Source organism: Fictibacillus terranigra, from assembly GCF_030412265.1.
GTDB classification, from domain to species: Bacteria; Bacillota; Bacilli; order Bacillales; family Fictibacillaceae; genus Fictibacillus_C; species Fictibacillus_C terrinigri.
On sequence record NZ_JAUHLN010000002.1, the window covers coordinates 1 to 23,119 of the forward strand.

General features: G+C 41.4%; 25 protein-coding genes and 2 pseudogenes. 18 read left to right on the forward strand and 9 right to left on the reverse strand.

Annotation, left to right across the window (positions count from 1 at the left end; translation table 11 throughout):
• Positions 1–328: 328 nt before the first annotated feature.
• On the reverse strand, positions 329–1,855 hold the full coding sequence (locus QYF49_RS07810; RefSeq protein WP_290399083.1) for a glycine betaine uptake BCCT transporter: 1,527 nt from the start codon (positions 1,853–1,855) through the stop codon (positions 329–331).
• A gap of 83 nt (positions 1,856–1,938) precedes the next feature.
• Positions 1,939–2,613 (reverse strand): hypothetical protein, encoded by a 675-nt coding sequence (locus tag QYF49_RS07815; RefSeq protein ID WP_290399084.1) that lies wholly within the window; start codon positions 2,611–2,613, stop codon positions 1,939–1,941.
• Between the two features lie 470 nt (positions 2,614–3,083).
• On the opposite strand from QYF49_RS07815, the gene QYF49_RS07820 reads away from it, so the two are divergent.
• From QYF49_RS07820 to QYF49_RS25710, 3 genes and pseudogenes are all read left to right on the forward strand, one after another.
• Positions 3,084–3,791, forward strand: coding sequence for a DNA alkylation repair protein (locus tag QYF49_RS07820; RefSeq protein WP_290399085.1), 708 nt, complete (start codon positions 3,084–3,086; stop codon positions 3,789–3,791).
• A gap of 1,049 nt (positions 3,792–4,840) precedes the next feature.
• Complete coding sequence (locus QYF49_RS07825; RefSeq protein WP_290399086.1) at positions 4,841–5,644, forward strand: ABC transporter ATP-binding protein; 804 nt, start codon at positions 4,841–4,843, stop codon at positions 5,642–5,644.
• A gap of 388 nt (positions 5,645–6,032) precedes the next feature.
• Positions 6,033–6,107 (forward strand): annotated as a pseudogene (locus QYF49_RS25710) (CatA-like O-acetyltransferase); the annotation flags it as partial.
• Positions 6,108–6,167: 60 nt separating this feature from the next.
• On the opposite strand, the gene QYF49_RS07830 reads toward QYF49_RS25710, so the two are convergent.
• Complete coding sequence (locus QYF49_RS07830; protein WP_290399087.1) at positions 6,168–6,743, reverse strand: hypothetical protein; 576 nt, start codon at positions 6,741–6,743, stop codon at positions 6,168–6,170.
• A 323-nt stretch (positions 6,744–7,066) separates the two neighbouring features.
• On the opposite strand from QYF49_RS07830, the gene QYF49_RS07835 reads away from it, so the two are divergent.
• Both QYF49_RS07835 and QYF49_RS07840 read left to right on the forward strand, forming a co-directional pair.
• A complete protein-coding gene (locus QYF49_RS07835) occupies positions 7,067–7,375 on the forward strand; it encodes a type 1 periplasmic-binding domain-containing protein (RefSeq protein WP_290399088.1) in 309 nt (102 codons plus the stop codon).
• 4 nt (positions 7,376–7,379) lie between these two features.
• Positions 7,380–7,607: a hypothetical protein gene (locus tag QYF49_RS07840; protein WP_290399089.1), complete on the forward strand. Its 228-nt coding sequence runs from the start codon at positions 7,380–7,382 to the stop codon at positions 7,605–7,607.
• Positions 7,608–7,772: 165 nt separating this feature from the next.
• On the opposite strand, the gene QYF49_RS07845 is transcribed toward QYF49_RS07840, so the two are convergent.
• The 3 genes and pseudogenes from QYF49_RS07845 to QYF49_RS07855 form a co-directional block, all read right to left on the reverse strand.
• A complete protein-coding gene (locus tag QYF49_RS07845) occupies positions 7,773–8,678 on the reverse strand; it encodes an aldo/keto reductase (RefSeq protein WP_425589579.1) in 906 nt (301 codons plus the stop codon).
• 144 nt (positions 8,679–8,822) lie between these two features.
• A complete protein-coding gene (locus tag QYF49_RS07850) occupies positions 8,823–9,539 on the reverse strand; it encodes an SDR family oxidoreductase (RefSeq protein WP_290399090.1) in 717 nt (238 codons plus the stop codon).
• Positions 9,540–9,638: 99 nt separating this feature from the next.
• A pseudogene (locus tag QYF49_RS07855) lies at positions 9,639–9,950 on the reverse strand (DJ-1/PfpI family protein); the annotation flags it as partial.
• Positions 9,951–10,066: 116 nt separating this feature from the next.
• Here QYF49_RS07855 and QYF49_RS07860 point away from each other — a divergent pair.
• Genes QYF49_RS07860 through QYF49_RS07880 form a run of 5 tightly spaced genes read left to right on the forward strand, consistent with a single transcriptional unit; the run spans position 10,067 to position 12,385 of the window.
• Positions 10,067–10,336 (forward strand): spore gernimation protein GerQ, encoded by a 270-nt coding sequence (locus QYF49_RS07860; protein WP_290399091.1) that lies wholly within the window; start codon positions 10,067–10,069, stop codon positions 10,334–10,336.
• The gene (locus QYF49_RS07865; protein WP_290399092.1) at positions 10,333–10,701 is read left to right on the forward strand and encodes a spore coat protein; all 369 of its coding nucleotides are present in this window, start codon (positions 10,333–10,335) and stop codon (positions 10,699–10,701) included. Before QYF49_RS07860 ends, QYF49_RS07865 begins: the two co-directional genes overlap by 4 nt.
• Before the next feature lie 18 nt (positions 10,702–10,719).
• Positions 10,720–11,856, forward strand: a complete 1,137-nt coding sequence (locus QYF49_RS07870; protein WP_290399093.1) for a zinc-dependent alcohol dehydrogenase — start codon at positions 10,720–10,722, stop codon at positions 11,854–11,856.
• A 17-nt stretch (positions 11,857–11,873) separates the two neighbouring features.
• A complete protein-coding gene (locus QYF49_RS07875) occupies positions 11,874–12,083 on the forward strand; it encodes a hypothetical protein (protein ID WP_290399094.1) in 210 nt (69 codons plus the stop codon).
• Between the two features lie 2 nt (positions 12,084–12,085).
• Positions 12,086–12,385, forward strand: coding sequence for a spore coat protein (locus QYF49_RS07880; RefSeq protein ID WP_061975292.1), 300 nt, complete (start codon positions 12,086–12,088; stop codon positions 12,383–12,385).
• Positions 12,386–12,432: 47 nt separating this feature from the next.
• Here the strand turns inward: QYF49_RS07880 and QYF49_RS07885 are convergent, their stop codons facing one another.
• Positions 12,433–13,527, reverse strand: a complete 1,095-nt coding sequence (locus QYF49_RS07885) for an L-dopachrome tautomerase-related protein (RefSeq protein ID WP_290400397.1) — start codon at positions 13,525–13,527, stop codon at positions 12,433–12,435.
• Between the two features lie 171 nt (positions 13,528–13,698).
• Between QYF49_RS07885 and QYF49_RS07890 the strand changes: the two genes are divergently transcribed.
• Genes QYF49_RS07890 through QYF49_RS07900 form a run of 3 tightly spaced genes read left to right on the forward strand, consistent with a single transcriptional unit; the run spans position 13,699 to position 17,378 of the window.
• Positions 13,699–15,195: a spore germination protein gene (locus QYF49_RS07890; protein WP_290399095.1), complete on the forward strand. Its 1,497-nt coding sequence runs from the start codon at positions 13,699–13,701 to the stop codon at positions 15,193–15,195.
• Entirely contained in the window at positions 15,192–16,313 is a 1,122-nt protein-coding gene (locus QYF49_RS07895) for a GerAB/ArcD/ProY family transporter (RefSeq protein ID WP_290399096.1), read from the forward strand. The genes QYF49_RS07890 and QYF49_RS07895 overlap by 4 nt, the downstream gene beginning before the upstream one ends.
• Positions 16,314–17,378 carry a Ger(x)C family spore germination protein gene (locus QYF49_RS07900; RefSeq protein ID WP_290399097.1) on the forward strand — a complete coding sequence of 355 codons (1,065 nt, stop codon included), beginning with the start codon at positions 16,314–16,316 and terminating at the stop codon, positions 17,376–17,378.
• On the opposite strand, the gene QYF49_RS25715 is transcribed toward QYF49_RS07900, so the two are convergent.
• Together QYF49_RS25715 and QYF49_RS25720 are read right to left on the reverse strand one after the other, a co-directional pair.
• Positions 17,353–17,637, reverse strand: a complete 285-nt coding sequence (locus QYF49_RS25715; RefSeq protein ID WP_354005813.1) for a sugar diacid recognition domain-containing protein — start codon at positions 17,635–17,637, stop codon at positions 17,353–17,355. The two genes, QYF49_RS07900 and QYF49_RS25715, sit on opposite strands and share 26 nt — an antisense overlap.
• The gene (locus QYF49_RS25720) at positions 17,619–17,783 is read right to left on the reverse strand and encodes a sugar diacid recognition domain-containing protein (RefSeq protein WP_354005814.1); all 165 of its coding nucleotides are present in this window, start codon (positions 17,781–17,783) and stop codon (positions 17,619–17,621) included. Before QYF49_RS25720 ends, QYF49_RS25715 begins: the two co-directional genes overlap by 19 nt.
• Positions 17,784–18,293: 510 nt before the next feature.
• On the opposite strand from QYF49_RS25720, the gene QYF49_RS07905 reads away from it, so the two are divergent.
• Genes QYF49_RS07905 through QYF49_RS07925 form a run of 5 tightly spaced genes read left to right on the forward strand, consistent with a single transcriptional unit; the run spans position 18,294 to position 22,959 of the window.
• On the forward strand, positions 18,294–18,956 hold the full coding sequence (locus QYF49_RS07905) for a GntR family transcriptional regulator (RefSeq protein WP_290399098.1): 663 nt from the start codon (positions 18,294–18,296) through the stop codon (positions 18,954–18,956).
• A 57-nt stretch (positions 18,957–19,013) separates the two neighbouring features.
• Positions 19,014–20,045 (forward strand): Gfo/Idh/MocA family protein, encoded by a 1,032-nt coding sequence (locus QYF49_RS07910; protein ID WP_290399099.1) that lies wholly within the window; start codon positions 19,014–19,016, stop codon positions 20,043–20,045.
• Between the two features lie 26 nt (positions 20,046–20,071).
• A complete protein-coding gene (locus tag QYF49_RS07915; RefSeq protein ID WP_290399100.1) occupies positions 20,072–21,061 on the forward strand; it encodes a zinc-dependent alcohol dehydrogenase in 990 nt (329 codons plus the stop codon).
• Between the two features lie 15 nt (positions 21,062–21,076).
• Positions 21,077–21,838: a sugar phosphate isomerase/epimerase family protein gene (locus QYF49_RS07920; RefSeq protein WP_290399101.1), complete on the forward strand. Its 762-nt coding sequence runs from the start codon at positions 21,077–21,079 to the stop codon at positions 21,836–21,838.
• 38 nt (positions 21,839–21,876) lie between these two features.
• On the forward strand, positions 21,877–22,959 hold the full coding sequence (locus QYF49_RS07925; RefSeq protein WP_290399102.1) for a Gfo/Idh/MocA family protein: 1,083 nt from the start codon (positions 21,877–21,879) through the stop codon (positions 22,957–22,959).
• The last annotated feature ends 160 nt before the right edge of the window (positions 22,960–23,119 follow it).

Below are 23,119 nucleotides of genomic sequence, written 5' to 3' on the forward strand. Positions count from 1 at the left end.
CAGTAATTCATTAGGAATCGTCTCTCAAAGGGGCGATTCTTTTACTTGGCAAAAAAGAATATTGTTGCTAACTGAAGTCTGAAAAAGAAACCTTCAGCTCTTTTTTTTAATCTTATTTGGCCACTCCAGCGATTCATCTGTTAGACAGGTTGTGAAACACAGCCATTTAAATCCTGAAGGCTTGTATTTCAAATAGAGAATCAAAAAAATAAGAGAGCCCAATATAGAGCTCTTCTTATTTTTACGTTCATTTGGTTCTAAATGATAGTCAGTGCGTAAGACTTGATATATTGTCACAATCAGGGGAATTTTGTGTTGATAATTGCTTTTAAAAATGCTTCGTGCTTCTTTTATTGCTCCTTTGTACTTCGACTTCACTTTTAAATCCTTTCATTAAAGAAAAACACATGACGATCATGATTAAAGCAAAAGGGAGAGCAGCTGCGATGGAGGCTGTTTGTAATACGTTTAATCCGCCGGCCAACAACAATACAGCTGCTACGGCAGATTGAATGACTCCCCATGTCATTTTAATTTTATTTGAAGGATTTAATGTTCCCCCTTCACTAAGCATGCCCAATACAAAGGTGGCTGTATCGGCAACCGTAATATAATAAATGGCTACGACCGCAAACCCTAAAATGCTTAAAACTGAACTTAATGGCAGGTAATCAAAAAATGTAAAGATAGACAATGATACGTTTTTGGTAATCAAATTGGCCAAATCATGGGTACCTTGTTTTTGAACAAGATCCAGCGCTGAGCCTCCAAATATGGACATCCAAAGAAATGTTCCCAATGTTGGAACAACCAAGACGCCAATAACAAACTCCCTCACCGTTCTTCCTTTAGAAACACGCGCAATAAACATACCTACGAAAGGTGCCCAAGCGATCCACCATGCCCAATAAAATAAGGTCCATGATGCAATCCATTTTCCTTCACCGAAGGGCTCTAACCTTAAACTCATATGTATAAAATCACTTATATAGATACCAGTCGTATTAAAGAGAACCTTAATAATAGTCATGGTGGGGCCGACAATCAAAAGCAGCAGCATGATAGCAAAAGATAAGATCATTGCCGCATTCGATAAGTATTGGATTCCCTTTTCTAAGCCTGTATTGATTGAAATGATAAAAAGGACTGTTGCAACAGCTATGACGATTAGTTGGACGAACAACACATTGGGAACGCCGAATATGTCGTGCATTCCCGCAGTTACCTGCATGGCACCAAGACCTAAAGATGTTGCGATTCCGAAGACGGTTGCAAAGATTGACAGGATATCAATGGTTTTTCCTATCGGACCGTATATCCTATCCCCTAGTATCGGATGGAACGCCGAACTGATGGCAGCAGGAAGCCGTCTGTTATATTGAAAAAAGGCAAGGGCCAAGCCGATAACCGTATAGATGGCCCAAGGGTCCAAGCCCCAATGAAAAAATGTATACTTCATAGCCGTATTGGCTGCGTCAATCGTATAGGCTTTCCCATAAGGAGGGGTAGTATAGTGGGTAACGGGTTCGGCCACACTCCAGTACACTATTCCGATTCCCATACCAGCACCGAACAACATGGCGAGCCAAGAGGCCGTGTTAAAATCCGGCTTGTCCGTTTTTTTACCGAGCCGAATATCGCCATATTTAGAGAACAGTAAATAAATCGAGAAGACCACAAAGAATAGAGTGGCACCAAGATAGACCCATCCAAGATAATCAATCGAACCTTTATAGATGGTATTGGTGACTTTGGCGAGATTATCTGTAAAAAAGACACCCCAGACAATAAAAATGAGAGTAATTAATAAGGAGACAATAAAAACACTGTTTCCCGTATACTTTTTGTTATCCATAGAAACCTCCTAGTAAAAATTTGGGGTAAGTAAAAATAGGCATTTTTCATAAAGGATCAGTTTGACAGCATCCAGAGGAAAGATCATTTATCAAGGATATTATATAGAAATTCCCATATCTCAGTGTTCATCAACTCTTCCTGCGACAACACTAATCCGCTTCCCAGGTAAACCGTTTGACCTTTTATTGCGACCACCATAGCCTCAAATGATTCACTACTGTCCTTCTTTTTATAAATGTCACCTAATGTTGGCAACAGTTCACTAATATGATTGGTAACTAATTGGTTGGACTCAATGTCTTGTAAGTTTTCTGGTTCAACACTTTCAATGTCTTGATAATCGATAGGGTGGCTGTCATCAGCACGGCCGGGTACCATTAATAAATACTCATTATGCTTGATTCCGTGAGAATTACTTGTGATGATCCCTTTGTGATCAGCTGTTTCAACTTCTTCGATTTCATTTAACGAATAAGTATCCAGGGAATCCGGCATTGGATTGTGAATTAAAATATAATCACCCGTTTCCGCTTTGCGGTCATTTCTGAGCGTATATACCTTATGATTAAAAATAAAGCTGTCAAGTTCCTTTGGTTTGTATCTTTCCACGCTGACGGCATTGGTTAATTCCTGTTTTAAATCCCTAAGTCTAATAAGATGAACGGATTGTTTATACATGGGTTTTACACCATATACCCTATGTAACTCATTGTTATAATACACAAATTGCCCTTTTCTTACTTGAAACAATTTCATGAATACCTCTCCCTTCATTTATTGATTCTTACCATTATAAAATGATCAGTAAACCTTTTGTAAAGAGTTACCATTTCAGCCATGATAAAAAACCCGAGATGTAGCGGCAAATAATAAGATAACAAGTACAATAACTTCTGACATCATTTTTAGGATGTCTTATTTTATAAAAAACATGTTTACGTTTGTTGATCTATCATTCAAAAGAAGGGAAAATGAAACAAGAACAGTAATCGACAATGGACCTAAAGTAAAACAACTATGAGGAGGAAATTTTTCATCTGCCTTTCACACACTTTTCTCCTACTTCCCTCAAATACAAAGTGCGAGCTCATTTGCTTATATACATGGGCAGGTCAGGTTACGATACAAGATCCTTTACATCAAGTTAAAGTATTCCTTGATAAAGAATATCAGCTACATGTTTACAAAGCAGAGAGTATGATTATAAAGGAAGGAAGTGCAAAACGATGGATTTCGAAATGGTTATGCAGGAACTGCAAGCGCTCGGCAAGGAACGAATCAAAAAGACTTACATAAGCAATGGTGCACACGAGCCGCTTTATGGCGTGGCTACAGGCGCAATGAAGCCGCTCGCAAGGAAAATCAAGATAGATCAGCCTCTGGCCGAGCAGCTTTACGCGACCGGGAACTACGATGCCATGTATTTTGCCGGCATCATTGCGGACCCAATGACAATGACTGAGGCGGATTTTGAGCGTTGGATGGATGGGGCGTATTTTTATATGCTGTCCGATTATGTGGTTGCAGTAACTTTGGCAGAAACCGATTTTGCCCAAGTGGTAGCCGATAGATGGATCGCAAGCGGTGAAGAACTCAGAATGTCGGCAGGTTGGAGCTGTTACTGCTGGCTTTTAGGTAATCGCCCGGACAGTGAATTTAGCGCAAAAAAGATTGCCAGTATGCTTGATCAGGTGAAAAATAGGATTCATGATTCTCCTGATCGAACGAAATCCGCTATGAATAATTTTATTTACACTGTCGGTATTTCATATTTGCCGCTCCATGATAAGGCGGTTGAAACTGCAAAGGCAGTAGGCCCAGTCGAAGTCAGGCGGGGCAAGAAAAAAAGCAGTATCCTGTTCGCCTCCGAAAATATTCAAAAGGATTTAGATAGAGGGCTGCTTGGTTTTAAACGCAAAAATGTAAGGTGTTAGCTTTATCGGATGGTAAATTGCTTAAGGTAAAAACCTTCTCCCTCTACAATAAGAAAAAGTTTGGCAGTTGCAATATTGCACTAATTAGCAAACATCCCATTAAACCGACAATCTTTTGAATTCGTTATCAGGAAAACAGATCGTTCGTGCGCTTAAACAGCCAAATAATAATAAGTATATTTCTTTCAGGAATTACGCTAAACAGCGTAGAATCCGTCAATGGATACGATTAGGGCTGGAATTAGCTACACGTGCATGGAGACGGTTTCATATTGATACATCAGGATGATGTGTTTCGAGTGAAACTGCCGAAGGTTGAAGTTAAGAATCCGGTGGATCCGGAGATGAATTGGTAGCTGTCAATAGGAGTATTAAAACAACAAGAAATAATCGAGGCCTTAAAATTCGCAACTGCATGCGGAACAGCTAATGCTAAGGAAGAGGGTACAGGAGAGTCCTACGGAAAACATTGGTAGGTTCCCTTCAGAATGAAATTCATCTGGAAAAATTAGAATTAAAAGATGACCTAAATAAGACTCAGGAATGTTTGTTATATAAAGAGGGCAGCAGAAGCTGTCCTTTTTTGCTTACCATAAATTACCGGAATCTTTAAACAACAGAGAAGATCAAATCTATGCCCTTCTCTTTTTACCTCCGTGGTATTCGTTATGTTGCATTCAATAACATGTAGGTAGTTAATATTGTATCATCAGTGTATCATATTCAAAAATAAAGAAGAACCCTTGATATATAAGGGTTCTTCTTTATTTTCTATTTAGGCTGAATGAAACATTGTGTTGCCTTTGTTGTATTTAAATCTAAGTTATTTTATTGCCGCATCTAGAAGTATTAGACATAACTTTGGTAATTATAATAGTTTCTATGCCTTTTTTCATAGAGTAGGACAAGACACCATACGATGGAAGGTCCTCTGTCATAACATATAACAACTGAATGAAAAAGGTAGTGACAGGTTAGTAGAGCGACCATTCGAGGTCCTCATTTTATTTACTATATTAAGGGACGAAAGCAATACTAGGAGTGATAAAATGCAGCCATTGGAAGCAAGGTCATTAACGTTGGCTTATGGAGAAACAATAATTATCGACCAACTAAATTTAGAAATTCCAAATGGGAAAATCACAGTTTTTATAGGTAGTAATGGTTGTGGTAAATCAACCTTGCTTCGTTCCTTTGCGCGTCTATTACGTCCACAGGGAGGTTCCGTTATTCTCAATGGAAAAGAAATTGCACAATGGCCTACAAAAGAAGTTGCCAAACATTTAGCTATCCTTCCACAGGGACCAGTTGCTCCGGAAGGGCTTTCTGTCATGCAATTGGTAAAGCAAGGGAGATACCCTTACCAGAATTGGCTGAAACAATGGTCGGAAAAAGATGAAATTATGGTGAACAAAGCATTGGAAGCTACGGGAATGAAATCTTTAGCTCATCGTCCGGTTGACTCCCTATCCGGGGGACAACGACAAAGAGCTTGGATTGCCATGACCCTTGCGCAAGACACAGACATCATTCTTTTAGACGAACCAACCACGTATTTAGACATGACTCATCAAATTGAAATACTTGATTTGATGTTTGAATTAAACGAGAAAGAACAGCGTACCATCGTGATGGTTCTTCATGATTTAAATCTGGCTTGTCGATATGCTCAACATATTGTTGCGATTCATAACCGAAACGTTTTTGCTCAGGGGCAACCAGAAGATATTGTGAATGTTGATATGGTTCGTTCCGTTTTTCAAATAGAATGTGAGATTACAGTCGATCCTTTGTTTGGAACACCTTTATGTATTCCATATGGCAAAGGGAGAAGAGTAAGAAATGGGAAGTAACACGCCATTTATTATTGGTATCTATTTTTCATCAAAAATCGGGGGAGTAAATTATGAAAAAAAGATTTAGATGGCTGTTATGATGCTACCTCAGATGAGGGCTTTTTTTCTACAAAGTAGATAATTATTAACGATTTTCATTTATAATACTTTTTCCATTGTCTAATTGATCAATCTAGTAATGAAATACAAGATTTTTTCCTTATTCAAATAAGTGAACCACGCAACACCTGTTATAAACTTGCAGCCAAGTACGAAATGCCTAATTTAATATTCGAAATGCGAATATCTTTTTCAACAATCGGGAGCGATTTTTTAATAAGAATCGCTTTTTCATTTTTGAAACAAGTTGAGAAAGTGATTAGAATTCGCTACTTTAATCTCGAGATTGGGACAGGAGGGGAAAGTACTTTTGCCCACATCCATACAAATGCATCATGCAGTATGCGATGGCTATAACGCGAATCGCCTACTTCACTTGAACTGTAATCATATCATACAAAAAATATACCATTGTAATTTGCTATTCCTCTTCATTCCCTCTGGAAATCATGTTTCCTTTTGCATCATAAACGGTCACCTTCACCGGCAACTTTACTTCATCTTTTTGAAAAGTCGTATACCACACCCACAGGTTATCCCGGACGAAAAAGCGGTTTGGCTGCACGTTGCCTTCACTGTTAATGACGATGGTCTTTGCCTCGTCCTCGGCAAACCCGTATATAATGGATAAATTCTTTTGGACCTTATTTTTCACCTGCCAGATGATCGGCCCTCGGTCGCCACGCTCCTCGTTAAATTCCTGGAAATTCAGCATCGGGTAAATGAACTTTTTAAATTCGGTAAACTCATTGTTAGTCAGCGCGGGAGTAATCCCGGTACTGCTCTCGGCAAAGACCAGATGTGAATCCGCATCAAACAAACGAATTCCTTTGCAGTCATCATCCTGGTCAGCCACTCTTTGGCAGACCTGCTCTTCGAGGGATGCGGCAGGAATGTCAGGAGGAGCTGGGCTGGACGGACTCGATAGCCGTGAAACAAAAAAGTAAATCACAATGATCCCTATACAGAGTACAGCTAGTAACCATTTTTTACTCATCTCCATAAGCCCCCGTTTCAATTTCATTTTAAAGATATTCCGTTTCTGTGAGGTTTTTCCTTTTTGTACCCATCATATGTTGCCTTCGAAATGACCATGAGAAAATAGTCTTTGGCAGGATATGGATTAGACGTACCAGAGAAGTGATTTTATAATAGATGGAGAAAACGTTTACAGAGGAAAAATCCTTAAAAACAGGCGAGGGGAGGTGTACACGATGGCAGAGTATGTATCCAAGGCAAATCGTGAAGACAAAGGAATGATTTTTACATTTTCGAAAAGAAACCAACAATTTGTCTATTCGTATTCAGGCGGAAGGGGCTATGACCGCGGCGCGCAAGGCAGGAAGAGACGATTTGGTCATCGCAACGACAGATCTTGGTATCCATGTTGCTCTGGACATGGCTCGTGACGGACTGATCAAAGGATTGGGCGTCCAACTTCCGTATCAACAGGGAGTGGCCGAAGCCATTTTGGCAGGTTACGCACTTCTTGGCCGACAGGCTCCGCCTTATGTCGCGGTGCCGGCATTAAAGGTGACCCAAAGGAACATGCTGGCGGCCTGGAAGCTGGTGTATAACATGGAGGTACCGGAAAGGATCCAGAATGCACTGCAGGAAAAAGGGAGTTGATGAGATGAAAGTGCTGATTGCTGAGGATGATGCTTCATCAAGAAAACTGCTTAAACTGTTTATCGACAGTCTGTGGTTCCTTGGCTGGCATTGGTGCGCTGATCTCGAGAACAAAGCAAGAGGATGGGGAATAAAAGATCCATACGACGAACCTTACGCTGATTTTGTTGATCCAGTCAAAGACTATAACAAAGGTGTCTACCAAAAGATTGAGAATCGTGTAAAGCTCTAAGAATAAGAGCGGTTTTTCCAAGAAGGCCTGTGACTGACTGCAGGCCTTCTATTTTCTTTGTTCATATTTTTCGTTTATCCATCTTAAATGGCTCCAATGGAACATCCAATTCAGGCAGAAGGTACAATAAACCAGTTGTTCTTCTTGGTGATAGACCCATTCATTTTATATAATATCCAAAGGTGTTTTTCTTGTTGGTTTTGGAAATACCTCGTCAAGTCTGTTGAGATCTTCTATGGTCAATTGAATCGTAGCAGCTTGAGCATTGGCTAAAACATGTTCTTCCTTAACCGCTTTTGGGATAGCAATTACGTTGTTCGAACGAATGGTCCACGCAAGAGCAATTTGTAATGGTTGCATATTGTATTTTTCCGCAATCTCAATGATGGTTGGATCGCTTAGTAATTGTCTTCTTAAGCTTCCTCCCTGGGCCAGGGGACTATAGGCCATAATTGGCGTGTTATGTTCATGATGCCAGGGTAGGAGATCATAATCAATTCCTCTAGAACCTAGATGATATAACACTTGATTTGTCACACATTTTTTTCCGTTAGGGGTATTCCACAACTCAATCATATCTTCCGTATCAAAATTAGAAACTCCCCACCTTGCAATTTTACCATCCTTGCGCAGTTTCTCCATTCCTTCAATTGTTTCTGCCAAAGGAGCACGGCCTCTCCAGTGTAAAAGATACAAATCAAGATGATCTGTTCCTAATCGTTTTAGACTGTTTTCACATGCGCTTTCAATCAAATCTAACCCGGAATGATGAGGATATACTTTCGATACTAAAAAAACTTTATCTCTACGCCCCTTGATTACCTCACCAACCAAACGTTCGGAATCGCCATTTCCGTACATTTCAGCCGTATCGATTAGCTTCATGCCTAGTTCTATTCCAAGTTGCAAAGCTTTGATTTCTTTGTTTTTCGATTGAGGATTTTCACCCATGTACCATGTTCCTTGACCAATACTTGGAAGAAAGGTTCCATCAGCTAAAGTTACGATACGTTTTTCAAGTGAATGCTTCATTCTCAATATTTTTTCATGGTCATGTAAACTCAATTTCATCATTCCTTTCAAAGCTCACCTTGTCTTTCTTGAACGACAATTCCTTTATTACCATTTATTGAAAAATGGGATTATTATTTTTAAAAAAAAATGTGGCTATACATTGTTGTAGTATAGCCACAAAAATAACCTATTAATGCTCACTTACACTAAATGAGCTCCGCCATCAATAAGAAGAGCAGTACCGGTTGTAAAACCATTTTTCACTAAGTACACGTAGGCCTCTGCAATGTCTTCAGGCTGTGCCACGCGATTAACAGGTAGCTGCTGTGCAATGCTGCTGTATAAATTTTGTCTTTGCTCGTCAGGCATCCCTCCGTAGAGTGGGGTGTCTACGATACCAGGTGAAACAACATTTACCCGGATAGGGGCCAGGTCTACTGAAAGCCCTCTAACCAATCCATCGATCGCTGAATTGATCGAAGCAAGTGTAGTTGCCCCCTGTGGCGGACGGATTCCATAAACACCAGAGGTCAATGTGATAGAACTGGTATCATTTAAGTACGGAATAGCAGCACGAACGGTTGAGTATTGCCCCCAAAACTTACTATCAAACGCTTCTCTAACATCCGCAACAGGTAAGTCACTAAAATGACCCATTGCACCTTCACCTGCCGTAACGACAAGGTGATCAAAATTCCCTACCATTTTAAAAAGGTCAGCTAGTTTTTCTTCACTGCGAAAATCAATAGTGTATGATTCCACATTACCACCGAGTACATTCTTTGCCTCCGATCGTTTTGCCTCAGAACGACTTGCAATAATGACTTGAGCAGATTCATCAAGAAATGCCTTTGCTGCGGATAATCCGATACCAGAAGTACCTCCTATTACGACTACACGTTTTCCTTTTAATGACATTGTATGAACCCTCCTTGAAAAATTCTTTTTAGGTTGTATCTGAAAACAATATTACATACCACTTTTGGTGAAAATAATATAAACCAACACTACTTTATTTTATTTTGCTAATAGTTTTAGCGCTTCAAGATTGAATGCAGGGATATCATCTGGAAAACGGCTAGTCACAATATTATTGCTTACCACAACTTCTTCATCTTTGTAGTTAGCCCCTGCATTTTTTAAATCATTACGAATAGATTTGAAACCAGTTATGTCGACGCCTTTTAACAGGTCTGTATCGATCATTACTTGTGGTCCATGGCAAATGGCAAAAACAGGTTTGCCTTCTTGGATAAATTCTTTTGCGAATTGACCAAAGCGGTCATCTTCACGAAGTAAATCAGGGGAGAAACCACTTGGAATAAGCAAAGGATTTACTCTATCCTTGTAATTAATTGGTCTTTGTAGGAAATATTGTAAAGCATACTTCATCCTCTGTTTGGAACAATACCATTGTATTTACGATAAAAAGGAGGGGAATCTAAATGGATCAACAGAAAGTATTAGCTGCCCACGAGTCTTTGGACTTACATGAGGCTATTAACTTTAAAACGCTTTGTATCGCTAAGTCTAAATTAATGCAAGGATTGGTTTTTGATGACGATTTGAGGAATTTAATGAAAAAAGATGTTCAACAATCGTTGCAGGATCTTACTGAATTGCAATCCCTCTATGAACGAGCACCTTTTCAAGCGCCTGTTCCTCAAAATCGCCCAACCCCCATCGTTAATGGAAAGGAAGGAACCATTCATTGAATAATGATTATTTGGACCCAATAAACTCGCTGCATATGCCTGAGCTAGCAGACACCACCTTTGCCATGGACTTTCTAATTCGTGCCAAAGAAGGCGTTCGCAACATAGCTGTAGCATTAACCGAATCCGCATCACCTGATGTCCGAGCGGCATTGAGAAAACAGTTAAAGCAAGGCATTGCCATGCATCAGGAAATATCTGAGTTGATGATCAAGAAAAAATGGTTCCATCCTTACGAATTAACGGAACAGTATCAATTGGATCAGCTTTCGGCCAACAATACGATTAAGATTGGAAAAATGAACCTGTTTCCCGTTGAGACCAATCGAAAGGGCATGTTTGATCGGACACCTGATGAACATTAACACTGGAGGTTATATAGCATGAAGGCGGTAACATATCAAGGGATAAAAAATGTTGTTGTAAAAGAAGTGCCAGCCCCTAAGATTGAAAAACCAGATGACATGATCATCAAAGTGACCAGTACAGCGATATGTGGTTCTGATTTGCATTTAATTCATGGCATGATCCCTAACCTGCAAGAGAACTATGTCATTGGACATGAACCGATGGGAATCGTTGAAGAGGTTGGTCCGGAAGTAACAAAACTAAAAAAGGGAGACCGCGTAATCATTCCATTTAACATCGCATGCGGTGAATGCCGTTACTGTAAAGACCATTTGGAAAGTCAATGCGACAATTCAAATGATAATGGAGATATGGGAGCCTATTTCGGATATTCCGGAACAACTGGCGGTTATCCAGGCGGGCAAGCGGAATATTTGAGAGTCCCTTTTGCCAACTTTACTCATTTTAAAATCCCGGAGACCTGCGAGGAACCTGATGAAAAGTTAGCGGTTATTGCGGATGCGATGACCACTGGTTTTTGGAGTGTTGATAATGCGGGCGTAAAGGACGGGGACACCGTTATCGTTTTGGGATGTGGTCCCGTTGGACTTTTTGCACAAAAGTTTTGCTGGCTAAAAGGGGCGAAGCGGGTCATTGCAGTCGATTATGTGAATTATCGCTTGCAGCATGCGAAACGGACAAACAAAGTTGAAATTGTGAACTTTGAGGATCATAAAAATTGTGGAGAATACCTGAAGGAAATCACCAAGGGCGGTGCGGATGTAGTCATTGATGCTGTTGGTATGGACGGAAAAATGACCGATATGGAGTTTCTTGCCAGCGGATTAAAACTTCAGAGTGGTGCATTTGGTGCATTTATCATGGCGACCCAGGCCGTCAGAAAAGGTGGCAATATCCAGGTGACCGGCGTTTATGGGGGAAAATATAACGGTTTCCCATTTGGAGACATTATGAACCGCAATGTAAATATTCGCTCGGGACAAGCACCTGTTATTCACTATATGCCTTATATGTTTGAACTGGTTTCTACAGGAAAGATTGATCCGGGAGATGTGGTCAGCCATGTCCTTCCGCTCAGTGAAGCCAAGCGTGGCTATGAGATTTTTGACACCAAAACGGATGATTGTATAAAAGTCGTCTTGAAGCCTTGAGGAAGGAGGATTGAAAAATGAACTATGCCCTACACGAAGTTCTTGAGGTTCAAGAAATGGCCGCTTTTAAAACAAATTGTTTAACCAAGTCTAAAACAATGAGAGCATTGGTTAGTGACCCAAGGCTCAAAGAAATGATGCAGCAAGACATTGATCTTTCCACCAGTCAGTTAAACGAATATACTTCTGTTTTATCTAATGCAAAGCAATCGTTAGGAGCTGAGTGAAATTGAATTCAATCATTGAAAACTTAACAGGAATGGATGCCATTTCCGACCAGGTTGTTGCGATGGATTTATTGATTGCGGCAAAAAGCGGTGTCAGAAATTACGCGATGGCTGCCACGGAAGCCGGAACACCTGAAATCAAAGAAATGTTAACCCGGCATTTGGAGGAAGCCATAGAGATGCATGAACAAATTTCCGGTTATATGGCGGAAAAAGGATGGTATCATGCTTGGGATACGAACGAGCAAATCCAATTGAATTTGACAAATATGAATACCGCTTTGGATTTGCCAACACTATAGATCATGTAAAGGAACAGTTTACAAAATAAACTGTTCCATATTTATTGTCAGAATGCAGGAGCAGGCAATTCATCTATGTTCATGCGAAGCAAACTATACGGCTTTTCCCGCAGGTCCCTTCCATAATGAAATCTGGCCTGCCGGTGTAATTGGTTCACAATCACATATAAGTATTGATCCGGGCCAATCGAAAACGTATCCGGCCATAAAAGTCTCGGGTCATGTGCAATGGTTTCCATGTTTCCGTTCGGCATGATCTTTCGTATGCTGTTGTTTTCATAATCCCCTGCATACACGTTTCCTTTTGCTCCGGTGATCATTCCGTCAGATGCCCCTTTTTCTCCCCAATACTCCACCCGGGAAAGTAAGTCCTTCTCCGGTATCGTTCTGTCTCTCAGGGCTTCTGTTGAAATGGAGAACAGATGCCGGCTGGTTAATGGACAAAAAAATAATGTCTTTCCATCCACAGAAATCGCGATACCATCAGACGCCAGTCGAAAGGGAGAAATGGAGCCGTCTTTATTGCGGTTCATTAGTATTTTACCCTCTACTTTTGGCAAGAAATAGGGATCGGGTGATGTAGGTGGGGTGCCACTTAACCGTCTGAATGCGTTTCCGGTTTCTAAATCCACAACAATGATCGCTCCTGGACCTTTGGAGGATGAATCTGTGATATAGGCATAACCGGCTTTTCCTACGCGAAAATCAAAGCGAACATCATTCAAATATGTGGTTGGCAGGATGACTTCTTCTGTAAAGGTATACACATTCCTGATTGTATTTGTTTTTAAATCAACAGCGACCAGTTTTGCTCCTCCTTTAATCGGTTCCGAAAAATTGGGTACTGCTGTATCCAATACCCAAAGTGTTCCCCTACCATCAGCCACTACACTTTGGACACTGATAAATGACATCGCAACGTTTGCCGGGTCGGCAAAATTTATTTCCAAATTTGGATAAGGATGTAATTGATCACCCGCAATTTCAGCCACCGTAAATTTCACGTCATCTCCCCATTTCGGAAAGCAAACGAAAATACGCCCGGTTTCTGACACGGTAACGCCTGTAGGCATAGCCCCATAAAATGAATGAACGAGTTCAAACTTACCGAAATATTTTTCCATAGGCAGCATAAATTTCATCATCTCCCTCATCCGATTTGAACCGATATACCTATATATGACCCGCAGTTTTTTTTGTGCATGGCAACGCACATGGGTGGAGCACTTGCTTTTTTCTTTGGTTAAAATCTATTCACCTGAACATAATAAATGCAGAAACTATTAAGGTATTCGGTCAGGTGGTAGGTATTGATGTTCCGTAAAAAGAAAAGGACAGCAGCCAATCAGAAAAAAAATGAAGAGAAGAACAGGATTACGCATGAAGCTGTGACGCTCGATTTATTAAAACAGGTAACAGCGAAAATGGATGATGCTGAAATCGTCCAGCGGCAAACAAATAACGGTGTTTCTTTTTCGCTTGTTTACATACAAACGTTAATTGACAAGGAGAGACTGAACGAGGCCATTATTCAGCCACTTCTTCAGAGCAAGGAACAGACATTTATTCAGGGTATATCCACCTGCAGCGTTCTAAGAATCCATGCAATAGAAGAAGCCAAAGAACACATGCTGTTTGGTTCTGTCCTCATCCATGATCATGAGAAGAATGAATGGTGGGCGGTAAAACTGGAGAATTCGCTCAGCCGGGCGATCGAAAATTCGGAAACTGAGACGATAATGTACGGGCCCAAAGACAGCTTTACGGAAAGGATTGAGCAGAATGTGTTCATGATTCGGCGGCGCCTGCCCGTTACTGAGCTAAAAGCAGAAAAATTCCAGGCAGGTTCGAATACGAAAACCCAGGTTCAGATGCTGTATATAGAAGGAATTGCCAATCCCGATATCGTCGAAATTGCACGGGAAAATATTTCGAAAGTTAACTTTGACTTGATTTTGGAGGCCTCTAATCTTTCCGCTTTTATGGATGATCATACGCACAGTTTGTTTCCACAGTTTATGCAGACGGATCGACCGGACTCGTGCGCTTATTCACTGGGACTTGGCAAGATCATTATTTTGCTAAATAATACACCTTTTGCACTCATCGCCCCCATTACCTTTTTTCATCTGTTTCAATCTCCGGAAGATTATGTTCATCGCTGGGTGATTGCCAGTTTTTTACGATCCCTTCGTTATTTTAGTTTTTTTATAGCCATCACTTTGATTCCTCTTTATGTCGCATTGACCACTCATCATTATCAGATGATTCCGCTCCAGATTCTGTATGTACTCATGGAATCACGGACCAAACTGCCGTTCACCCCATTTTGGGAATCAGTGATCATGTTGGTTATCATTGAAATTATTAAAGAAGCGAGTTTACGGATGCCGACAAAAACGAGTCAGACCATTGGAGTTATTGGCGGTATTGTCATCGGACAAGCTGCTGTTGAAGCGGGATTTGCCAGCAAGGTGTTGATTGTTCTTGTGGGAATCTCGGCAATTGCATGTTTTTTAGTGCCGAATTATTTAGTCACAAAAGCAACTACCGTCCTTCAATTTTTAATTCTTATTCTTGCATCATTTCTTGGGATTCTGGGGATTGCCTTTGGATTGATACTCCTGCTCGCTCATCTGAATGGTCTTTCTTCCTTAAAACAGCCATTTTTTGCACCGGTTGCCCCGCTTTACTGGAGAGATTGGAAAGATCTTTTTGTTCGCGCACCATTGCCATGGGCAAAGCTGCGGCCGGAATATTTGAAGACGGTGAAAAAATGGCGGGTTTCTAAAGGGGAGGGGAGCGAATGAGCAGCAGATTTCGATTGTTTGATAGAACTGCTGTTATGGGAAGCGGCTATATCTTTGCCATGGTGAACCGGATGCAAATGCTGTACTATGTATTAATTTTGCCCAAACATTTGATCCATCCTTATATGATGGCAGGGATCCTTGGAGTGGGTTTTCTTTCGCAGATCAATCTTTTGATTCTGGCCAAATATTTAACATCGAATTATTTTGTTCTAGGTTATCGCGGCTTTGTCCAACTATTTAGCGAAAAGGTTGTCCGATTGTTTGCAATTCTGGGGATTTTTTTCATTTTAATTAAAGTGATCGTGACCACTTTGGGGTATGTCGAAATTGTCCACCAATTTATGTTTCCCTCGATGAAGACAAGCTGGCTTATTTTCGTCTTGATGGCATCCGGGTTTTATATCGCTTCTCAAGGGATGGAGAAAACGATTCGTTTGTCCATCATTGGTTTTTTGGCCACGATCTGGGTGATTCTTGTCTATATTCCATATTTCTTGCCGCCCATTGCCGAAACTCATCATTTGTATCCATTGGTGCCGGGGGAGGTCTCACTTCATTCATGGTATGGTCTGCTGATGGTTTGGTCTGCCCTCTCCGGACCTGAATATTTAGTTTGCCTCGGCCCCTGGATCGGCCCTAAGGAAAAGATTCTAAAGGGAATGAGTATAGGCAATGCACTCTCAGTCTTTGAATACCTTGTTCTGTTTGTGGCATGTCTTCTCTATTATGGTTCACCATATTTGGAGAAGATTAGTTTCCCGGTTGTGAACATGATCCGCTATCTGCAGTCCCCTGTTTTTGAAAGGGTGGATCTTATATTAATTTCCCTAAACATGATCTATTTTCTCTATTTGATTGCCCTTTTTTTATTATGTTTGTATGGAGCAATAAGAATCGCGGCAGGGAGAATAAATATAAAGACGAACCGCAAGGGCTTTTTAGGAAGTGTAATTGCCGTTTTTATCTGTATGCTGATCATTAATGGCTGGTTCTGGAGGGAAGGAGAGGAATTAAATGTATGGGTAACACTGCAGCTATGGCTGGGTGCAATAACCTACCTTTTGGTTCCTTCTGTACTTGTCATTGCCATGAGATGGAAGAGGGGGCGTTCTTAGATGAAGATTTTTTTGTCCATCCTTTGTATCCTCCTCGTTTTTTCAGGCTGTTCCTCACCTTTTGTTGAAAACAATACGGTTGAGGAGATTGCTCCGGTCACCTTTTGGTCCCTGAATAAAGGGGAAGGAGGCAAATTGGAAATTACGACCGTCGTCCCTCCGGTTACTAATGAGAAAAAAAAGCTGTTTACATTGAATGTGGATTTATTAAAGCAGGGGAAAAAAGAATTCAACCTGAGGTTTTATCGGGAATTGAAGCTTGGCCAACTTCGCATGCTGATCATTAATGAAAAACTGGCAAAAAAAGAAGTCATCACGTTAATTGATACGATCCTCTCAGATCCTGATGTATCTCCGCGCCTTTTTCTTGTACTGGTCAGAGGGAGCTTTGAAGATTTTTTAGAAGGGGAAAGGAAAGTGCAGAAGAACCTGGATTATTACCTTTACCGGATGTTCCGGCATTATGAAAGAAGAAATCAAGGGGAAATGAGCATCGTCAATTTGCATGAATTTATGGAAAAGGTCTACTCTCACTATTCCGATCCAGTGCTTCCGATATTTAAGGCAGACAAAGATAATTTTACGTATGAAGGAACAGCTTTTTTTAATGAAAATAAGTATGTCGGTTCCATTAATAAAAGGGAAGACCAAATGTTTCAGCTCATTGCCAATGACCACTATTTAAAGAATCTTCCCATCCCACATCTCAACGTTTCCTTGGGCCAGGTACGCTCCAAGGTTATTATGCAAGTCGATGATCAATTCAAAACGTTAAACATTCAAGTTAAGGTAAAGGGAAGAATCGATGAATACCGAGGACACCGAAACATACTCAGTCGAAGTGAAATGAATAGGATGACCCACGATATCGAGTCTTATTTTCAACGGGAAACCGTGGGGCTGGTAAAGGAAACACAAAGGTTAAAGATAGAACCGCTGGAAGTGGGAGCCCATACGCTCTCTCCCTTGGTTCATCCAATGACAAGAAGGGAATGGCTGGACCATTATGAAAAAATGAAGGTTCATGTGAAATACTCGGTTAAAATAGAACCGCTAAGTTTGTAATTTTAAAATGGTACAGATAAAAGGAGCCGGTTTTTGCCGGTTTTTTTTGTTGCAAAAGAAGCTGGTTAGGCGCGAGGCGCTTATAATAGCAAAAGTAAAACGATAACGTAATAAAATCTCTGCGTATTTTTTTACCAGCATTCCAAACTTGGCGACATGATCTGGTTCCGGTTATTCCAACGGTACCTATAAATTCCCCAGAAAGTTCAATAGGAACAGTAATACCTGGTTTTACACTCCTTAATGTTTTTGAGGCCAATACATTAATGGAAGCTTGATGTAATGAGCCAATTCTGATCGATCACTCGAACCAAGTACAATTCCATTTTGATCTGTAATGAGTACATCATGATCAATAACTTTACTTGTTGTATTTGCAATTTCTTGCGCTAACCTGTCTAACATTTTTTCCTCACTGAATCCCTAAAGGATAGGTATATATCCGTTTGAGAGATAAGCCTATCAGAATTTTATTTTTAATAGTACCACACCAATAATTAAAACAATTACTTTTAGAAGGACATACAGTGTTAAGGATGTAAATAAGAAAGAACTTCAAGTGATTTAACAAAAAATGTATTATTTATTCTGAACTATGCTGCCTACCAATGAGGGAAAAAATAAACAAAATAAAGTAAAGAACCGATTCCTTATTTACCTAGGGAATCGGTTTTAATTACAGTCGGCATTTTCTCTGGTGTTCTGAATCATCTAACGTGCGCTGGGTTTTTGACACTTTACAGGAGGTCAATAAAAGAGTGAAGGAGGTGTTTTAAGTGAAAAAGTTAGTTGTTGGCAATAATTACCGTTAAGCGCTTTCAAAATAACGATTTACAATTGATATTTGCTTTGCTAATATTCTGAATATACTAGTATGGTAGTATGGCAGTTTATGAATACTTGGAGGAGAACTAATTGAAATCAAATCTCTCTACTAGGGACCAGGTTTATACGGATCTGAAAGAACAAATTTTAATTCTTCAGCTTACTCCAGGGACAGGTATTTCCGAAAAAGAGATATCATTACAATTCAATGTAAGCCGTACCCCGGTGAGAGAGGCGTTTCTGCGTCTGGCACAAGAAGGTCTAGTCGATGTTTACCCGCAGCGAGGAACGTTTGTATCTTTAATAGACTTAGAATCTGTGGAAGAAGCTAGGTTCATGCGCGAGCATGTGGAGAGAGCTGTCATTCGGCTGGCTTGTCACTATTTAACACAGGAAAACCTCATGGAATTGGAAACGAATGTGAGCTTCCAAAAGAAATGCATAAAGGAAAAAGACTTTAAAAGAATGTTTGAGCTGGATGAGGAATTTCACCACATGATTTTTGAGGGGTGTAATAAAAGTAAAACCTGGTCAGTAATTCAACAAATGAATCTGGATTTTAATCGAAGCCGGTTGTTAAGGTTGGTAGCGGACCACAATTGGGACCATATTTTGAAACAACATGTACAGATTTTAGAAGCGATAAGAAAGAAAGATGCCGATCTTGCAGAAAAATTGATGGAAGATCACTTGATGCTGGCAGTTATTGATAAACAGTTATTAAAAGTACATTACCCAAACTACTTCAAGTGAGAACAAGAGAATAAGCGACTGCCAGACTATCAGGATAATACTTGGAGGAGTTGACGAATGAAAGAGGTTTTGAACTTCGGAATCGTTGGATATGGTATGATCGCCAAAATTCATGCGACGTGCATCGATGAAATACAAGGCGCTAAATTAATTGCAGTATGCGGTAATAACCAGAACAAAGCAGAATCTTTCGCGGCCAGTTACGGAGCACAAGTCTATACGGATTATGATGAGATGCTAGCGAATAAGGATATAGATGTTGTTTGTATACTTACGCCGAGCGGAACGCATGCGGAGCTGGGCATGGCTGCCGCCCTGTCCGGTAAACACATCATTGTGGAAAAACCGATTGACGTCACGCTTGAAGCGACCGATAAACTTCTCGAGACATGCCGCGCCTGTCATGTAAAACTTTGCTGCATTTCCCAGCATAGATATGATCCCGCGATTGTTGAATTAAAAAAGGCGGTGGACACCAACCAGCTGGGGCAGTTGAACTTTGGCGTCTCACGCACAACCTGGTACCGCTCCCAGGAGTACTATGACAGTAATAGCTGGCGCGGTACGAGGGCATTGGATGGGGGAGGCGCACTGATCAACCAATCCATTCACTACGTGGATTTACTCCAATACATTATGGGACCTGTGGATCAAGTTTTTTCGTATTGTGCCAACAGAGCCCATGAGAGAATTGAAGTGGAAGATATTGCGGCTGCAACCGTTAAATTCAAGAATGGGGCTATTGGATTCATCGAAGGGAATACAGCAGCCTATCCAGGATTTAGTGCGAGATTGGAGATCTACGGATCCGAGGGCAGCGTTATTATCGAAAACGACCAGGTAAAAGAATGGAAATTTAAAAGCGACCGCATAGAGGAACCGCCTAAGGGAGAAAAGAACCATATTGTCGGCTCATCCAACGCGAATATCTCGCATGACTCCCATAAGAAGCAAATCCAGGACTTTTTGCTCTGCATCAAGGAAGACAGAGAGCCGTCAGTTAATGGATGGGAGGCAAGGAAGACGCTAGAGATCATTTTATCCATTTATCAATCATCCAAAACGGGACTACCGGTCAAGATCAAATAAAAATTAAATGTTCAAGGTGATAAACAATGAAGAACTATGTGTTAGTAAGCGAAGAAAAGGGAAAAATCGTGCTTAACGAATTTGAAATCTCAGATCCAGGCCATGACGAAATTCAAGTGAAAGTACACGCCTCGCTCATCAGTCCAGGAACGGAAAGGGCTTTTGTTCTCAATATGGACAATACATCAGGAGAATATCCGATGTATCCGGGGTACAGCTCATCAGGGGTCGTCATTAAGGTCGGAAAAGATGTAACCGATTTTAAGGTAGGCGACCGTATAGCGTGTCACGGCATTGGACATCGTTCCATAGGGAACATCAGGCAAAAACGGGCGGTCAAAATTCCAGATGGTGTCTCTTTTGAATTGGCTGCGTTTACATCGCTAGGGGTTATTGCTTTGCAAGGGGTCCGTAAAGCAAGATTGGAATTGGGAGAATCCGCTATGATTTTCGGTTTGGGAATCATTGGCCAATTATCACTTCAATTAGCCAGGCTAAATGGGGCATTGCCCGTCATCGGAGTAGATCGTGTACAAAACCGATTGGAGTTAGCCAAGCAGTGTGGCAGTGATTTTTCTCTGGATTCGTCCGATGAGCATTGGAGGGAGACCTTGAACGATGTGGCAGAAGGGAAAGGTCCGCATGTGGTCATCGAAAGCACGGGTGTCCCAGAGGTCATCAGCACTTGTTTCGAAACGGCAAGAGACTTCGGCCGCGTTGTGATCCTGAGCAGTACACGCGGGAACAGTACGATCAATTTTTACCGGGATGTTCATAAAAAAGCCATTACCATTCTTGGCGCACATATCTCTGGAAACCCTGTTTCGGACTCGCGGCCCGGTTATTGGACCTGGAGGGAAGATGGGACAGCGTTCTTGAACCTTATCAAGCACGAAAGACTAACCTTGGAGCCAATGATCACGGATCGGGTCCATTGGAAGCAAGTGGAAAATGTATACAGAGATATGCTGTCATGGAATTACAATATGATTGGTACTTTGATCAATTGGGATTAAGGAGTTGATTTGCTGGTGTACTCATTTGGATGGTGCAGGGGTATTGAAGATGCGGAACTTCTTAAGGAAGCCGGTTATGATTATATTGAATGTGCGATTACTGAGCTCAAATTGGAGCAAGAAAATGAGTTTAGAAAGGTCTTGTCTCGTTACCTCGACAGCCCTCTTCCTGTAAAATCGTTTAATTTATTTTTTCCGGCAGATTTAAAAATCATTGGACCGGATGTCGATTGGAACAGGATTGATCGATACGTAGCGAGGTTGGCGGAAGCCCTTAAAAGAATCGGTGCTGAAGTTGCGGTCCTTGGAAGCGGAAGAGCCAGAGCCATTCCTGATGGCTGGGAGAGCGAAAAAGCGGAAGAGCAGTTTGTCAGAACGCTGGAAAGAATCAGCGATGAATTTTCCGGCAGCGGTTTGGTACTTGCCATTGAACCCCTTAATCGAAAAGAAACCAATCTGGTAAACAGTGTAGAGGAAGCAAGCAGATTTGCTCGAATCATAAACCGGGATTCGATAAAAGTCCTTGCCGATCTGCACCATATGGAACTAGAAAATGAGCCTTTTCAGACGCTGATCGATCATAAAGATTGGCTTGCTCATATCCATGTGGCGGATACTGGGCGGTTATCACCCGGAACCGGGGAGTATTCGTATGATCAGTTTGCTGAACGTTTGAAAATGTCCGGTTACAGCGGAATGATTTCTGCTGAATGTACCGTTCGAGACACTCGTGAGTTTGAAGACAGCCTGGTTTTCCTAAAAGGAACGTTCACTTGATTGTAAGCTATGACCAAAGGTGGAAGGGGCGGTTTGATTTGAATAAAAAAGACGGAATGACCTATGCTCCACAAGGAAAACCAAAGCCGGTCGTGGAAGACGGGGAATTTCCTTTTGCAGCCGTGTCATTGGATCATGGGCATATTTACGGAATGTGCAACGGATTGACAGAAGCGGGGGCCACCCTAAAATGGGTTTACGACCCGGATCCCAAAAAAGTTGAAGCCTTTCTTCAAGTATTCCCGCAAGCGAAAGTGGCGGCTTCAGAAGAAATGGTGATGAATGATCGAGAAATCCGTCTTATTGCCGGAGCTGCGGTGCCTTCAGAACGATGTGCGCTCGGACTGCGTGCGATGGATCACGGAAAAGATTATTTTACGGATAAAACTCCTTTTACCACTTTGGAACAGTTAGAACAGGCGCGGCAAAAGACGGCAGAAACAGGTTTGAAATATACGGTGTACTTCAGTGAACGTCTGCATGTGGAAAGTTCCGTACTTGCCGGACAGTTAATACAAGCGGGAGAAATCGGGAAGGTTGTTCAGATTACCGGTTTCGGTCCCCACCGTTTAAATGCTCCCAATCGTCCGGACTGGTTTTTTAAAAAGGAAAATTACGGAGGCATCCTTTGCGATATCGGCAGCCACCAAATCGAGCAGTTTTTATATTTTGGAAGCTGTAAGGATGCAATAGTGCTCCACAGCAAAGTAGGCAACTACGGCAATCCTCTATTTCCGGAATTGGAGGACTACGGGGATGCCACCCTTGTTGGCGATAACGGGGTAACGAATTTCTTCAGGGTCGACTGGTTCACTCCTGATGGATTACCGACTTGGGGAGATGGACGAACGTTCATCATCGGTACCAAAGGTCACATCGAACTTCGTAAATATGTGGACATAGCACGTGAAAATAGCGGAAATCAACTGTATCTCGCCAATGACCAGGGTGTGGAGCATTATTCTCTGGACGGAAAAGTAGGCTTTCCTTTCTTTGGTGAACTCATCCTTGATTGTTTGAATCGTACCGAGGTGGCAATGACCCAGGAGCACGTTTTCAAAGCCGCTGAGTTGTGTTTGATTGCGCAGAAAAATGCTGTCCGGATCGTTCCCTCTAACTGATTTTCAAATACTCACAACCTGGGAAAAGTTTTGGCTATTCATCCTGTAATCTCTGCGATAATCAGGAAGCGATCAGGGCAGGGGGACTGGATTCCGGGGATACAGAACAGAGGATGTTGAACCGAATGAACGTGTTTGCAAATATCAGACTCTTCAGTCG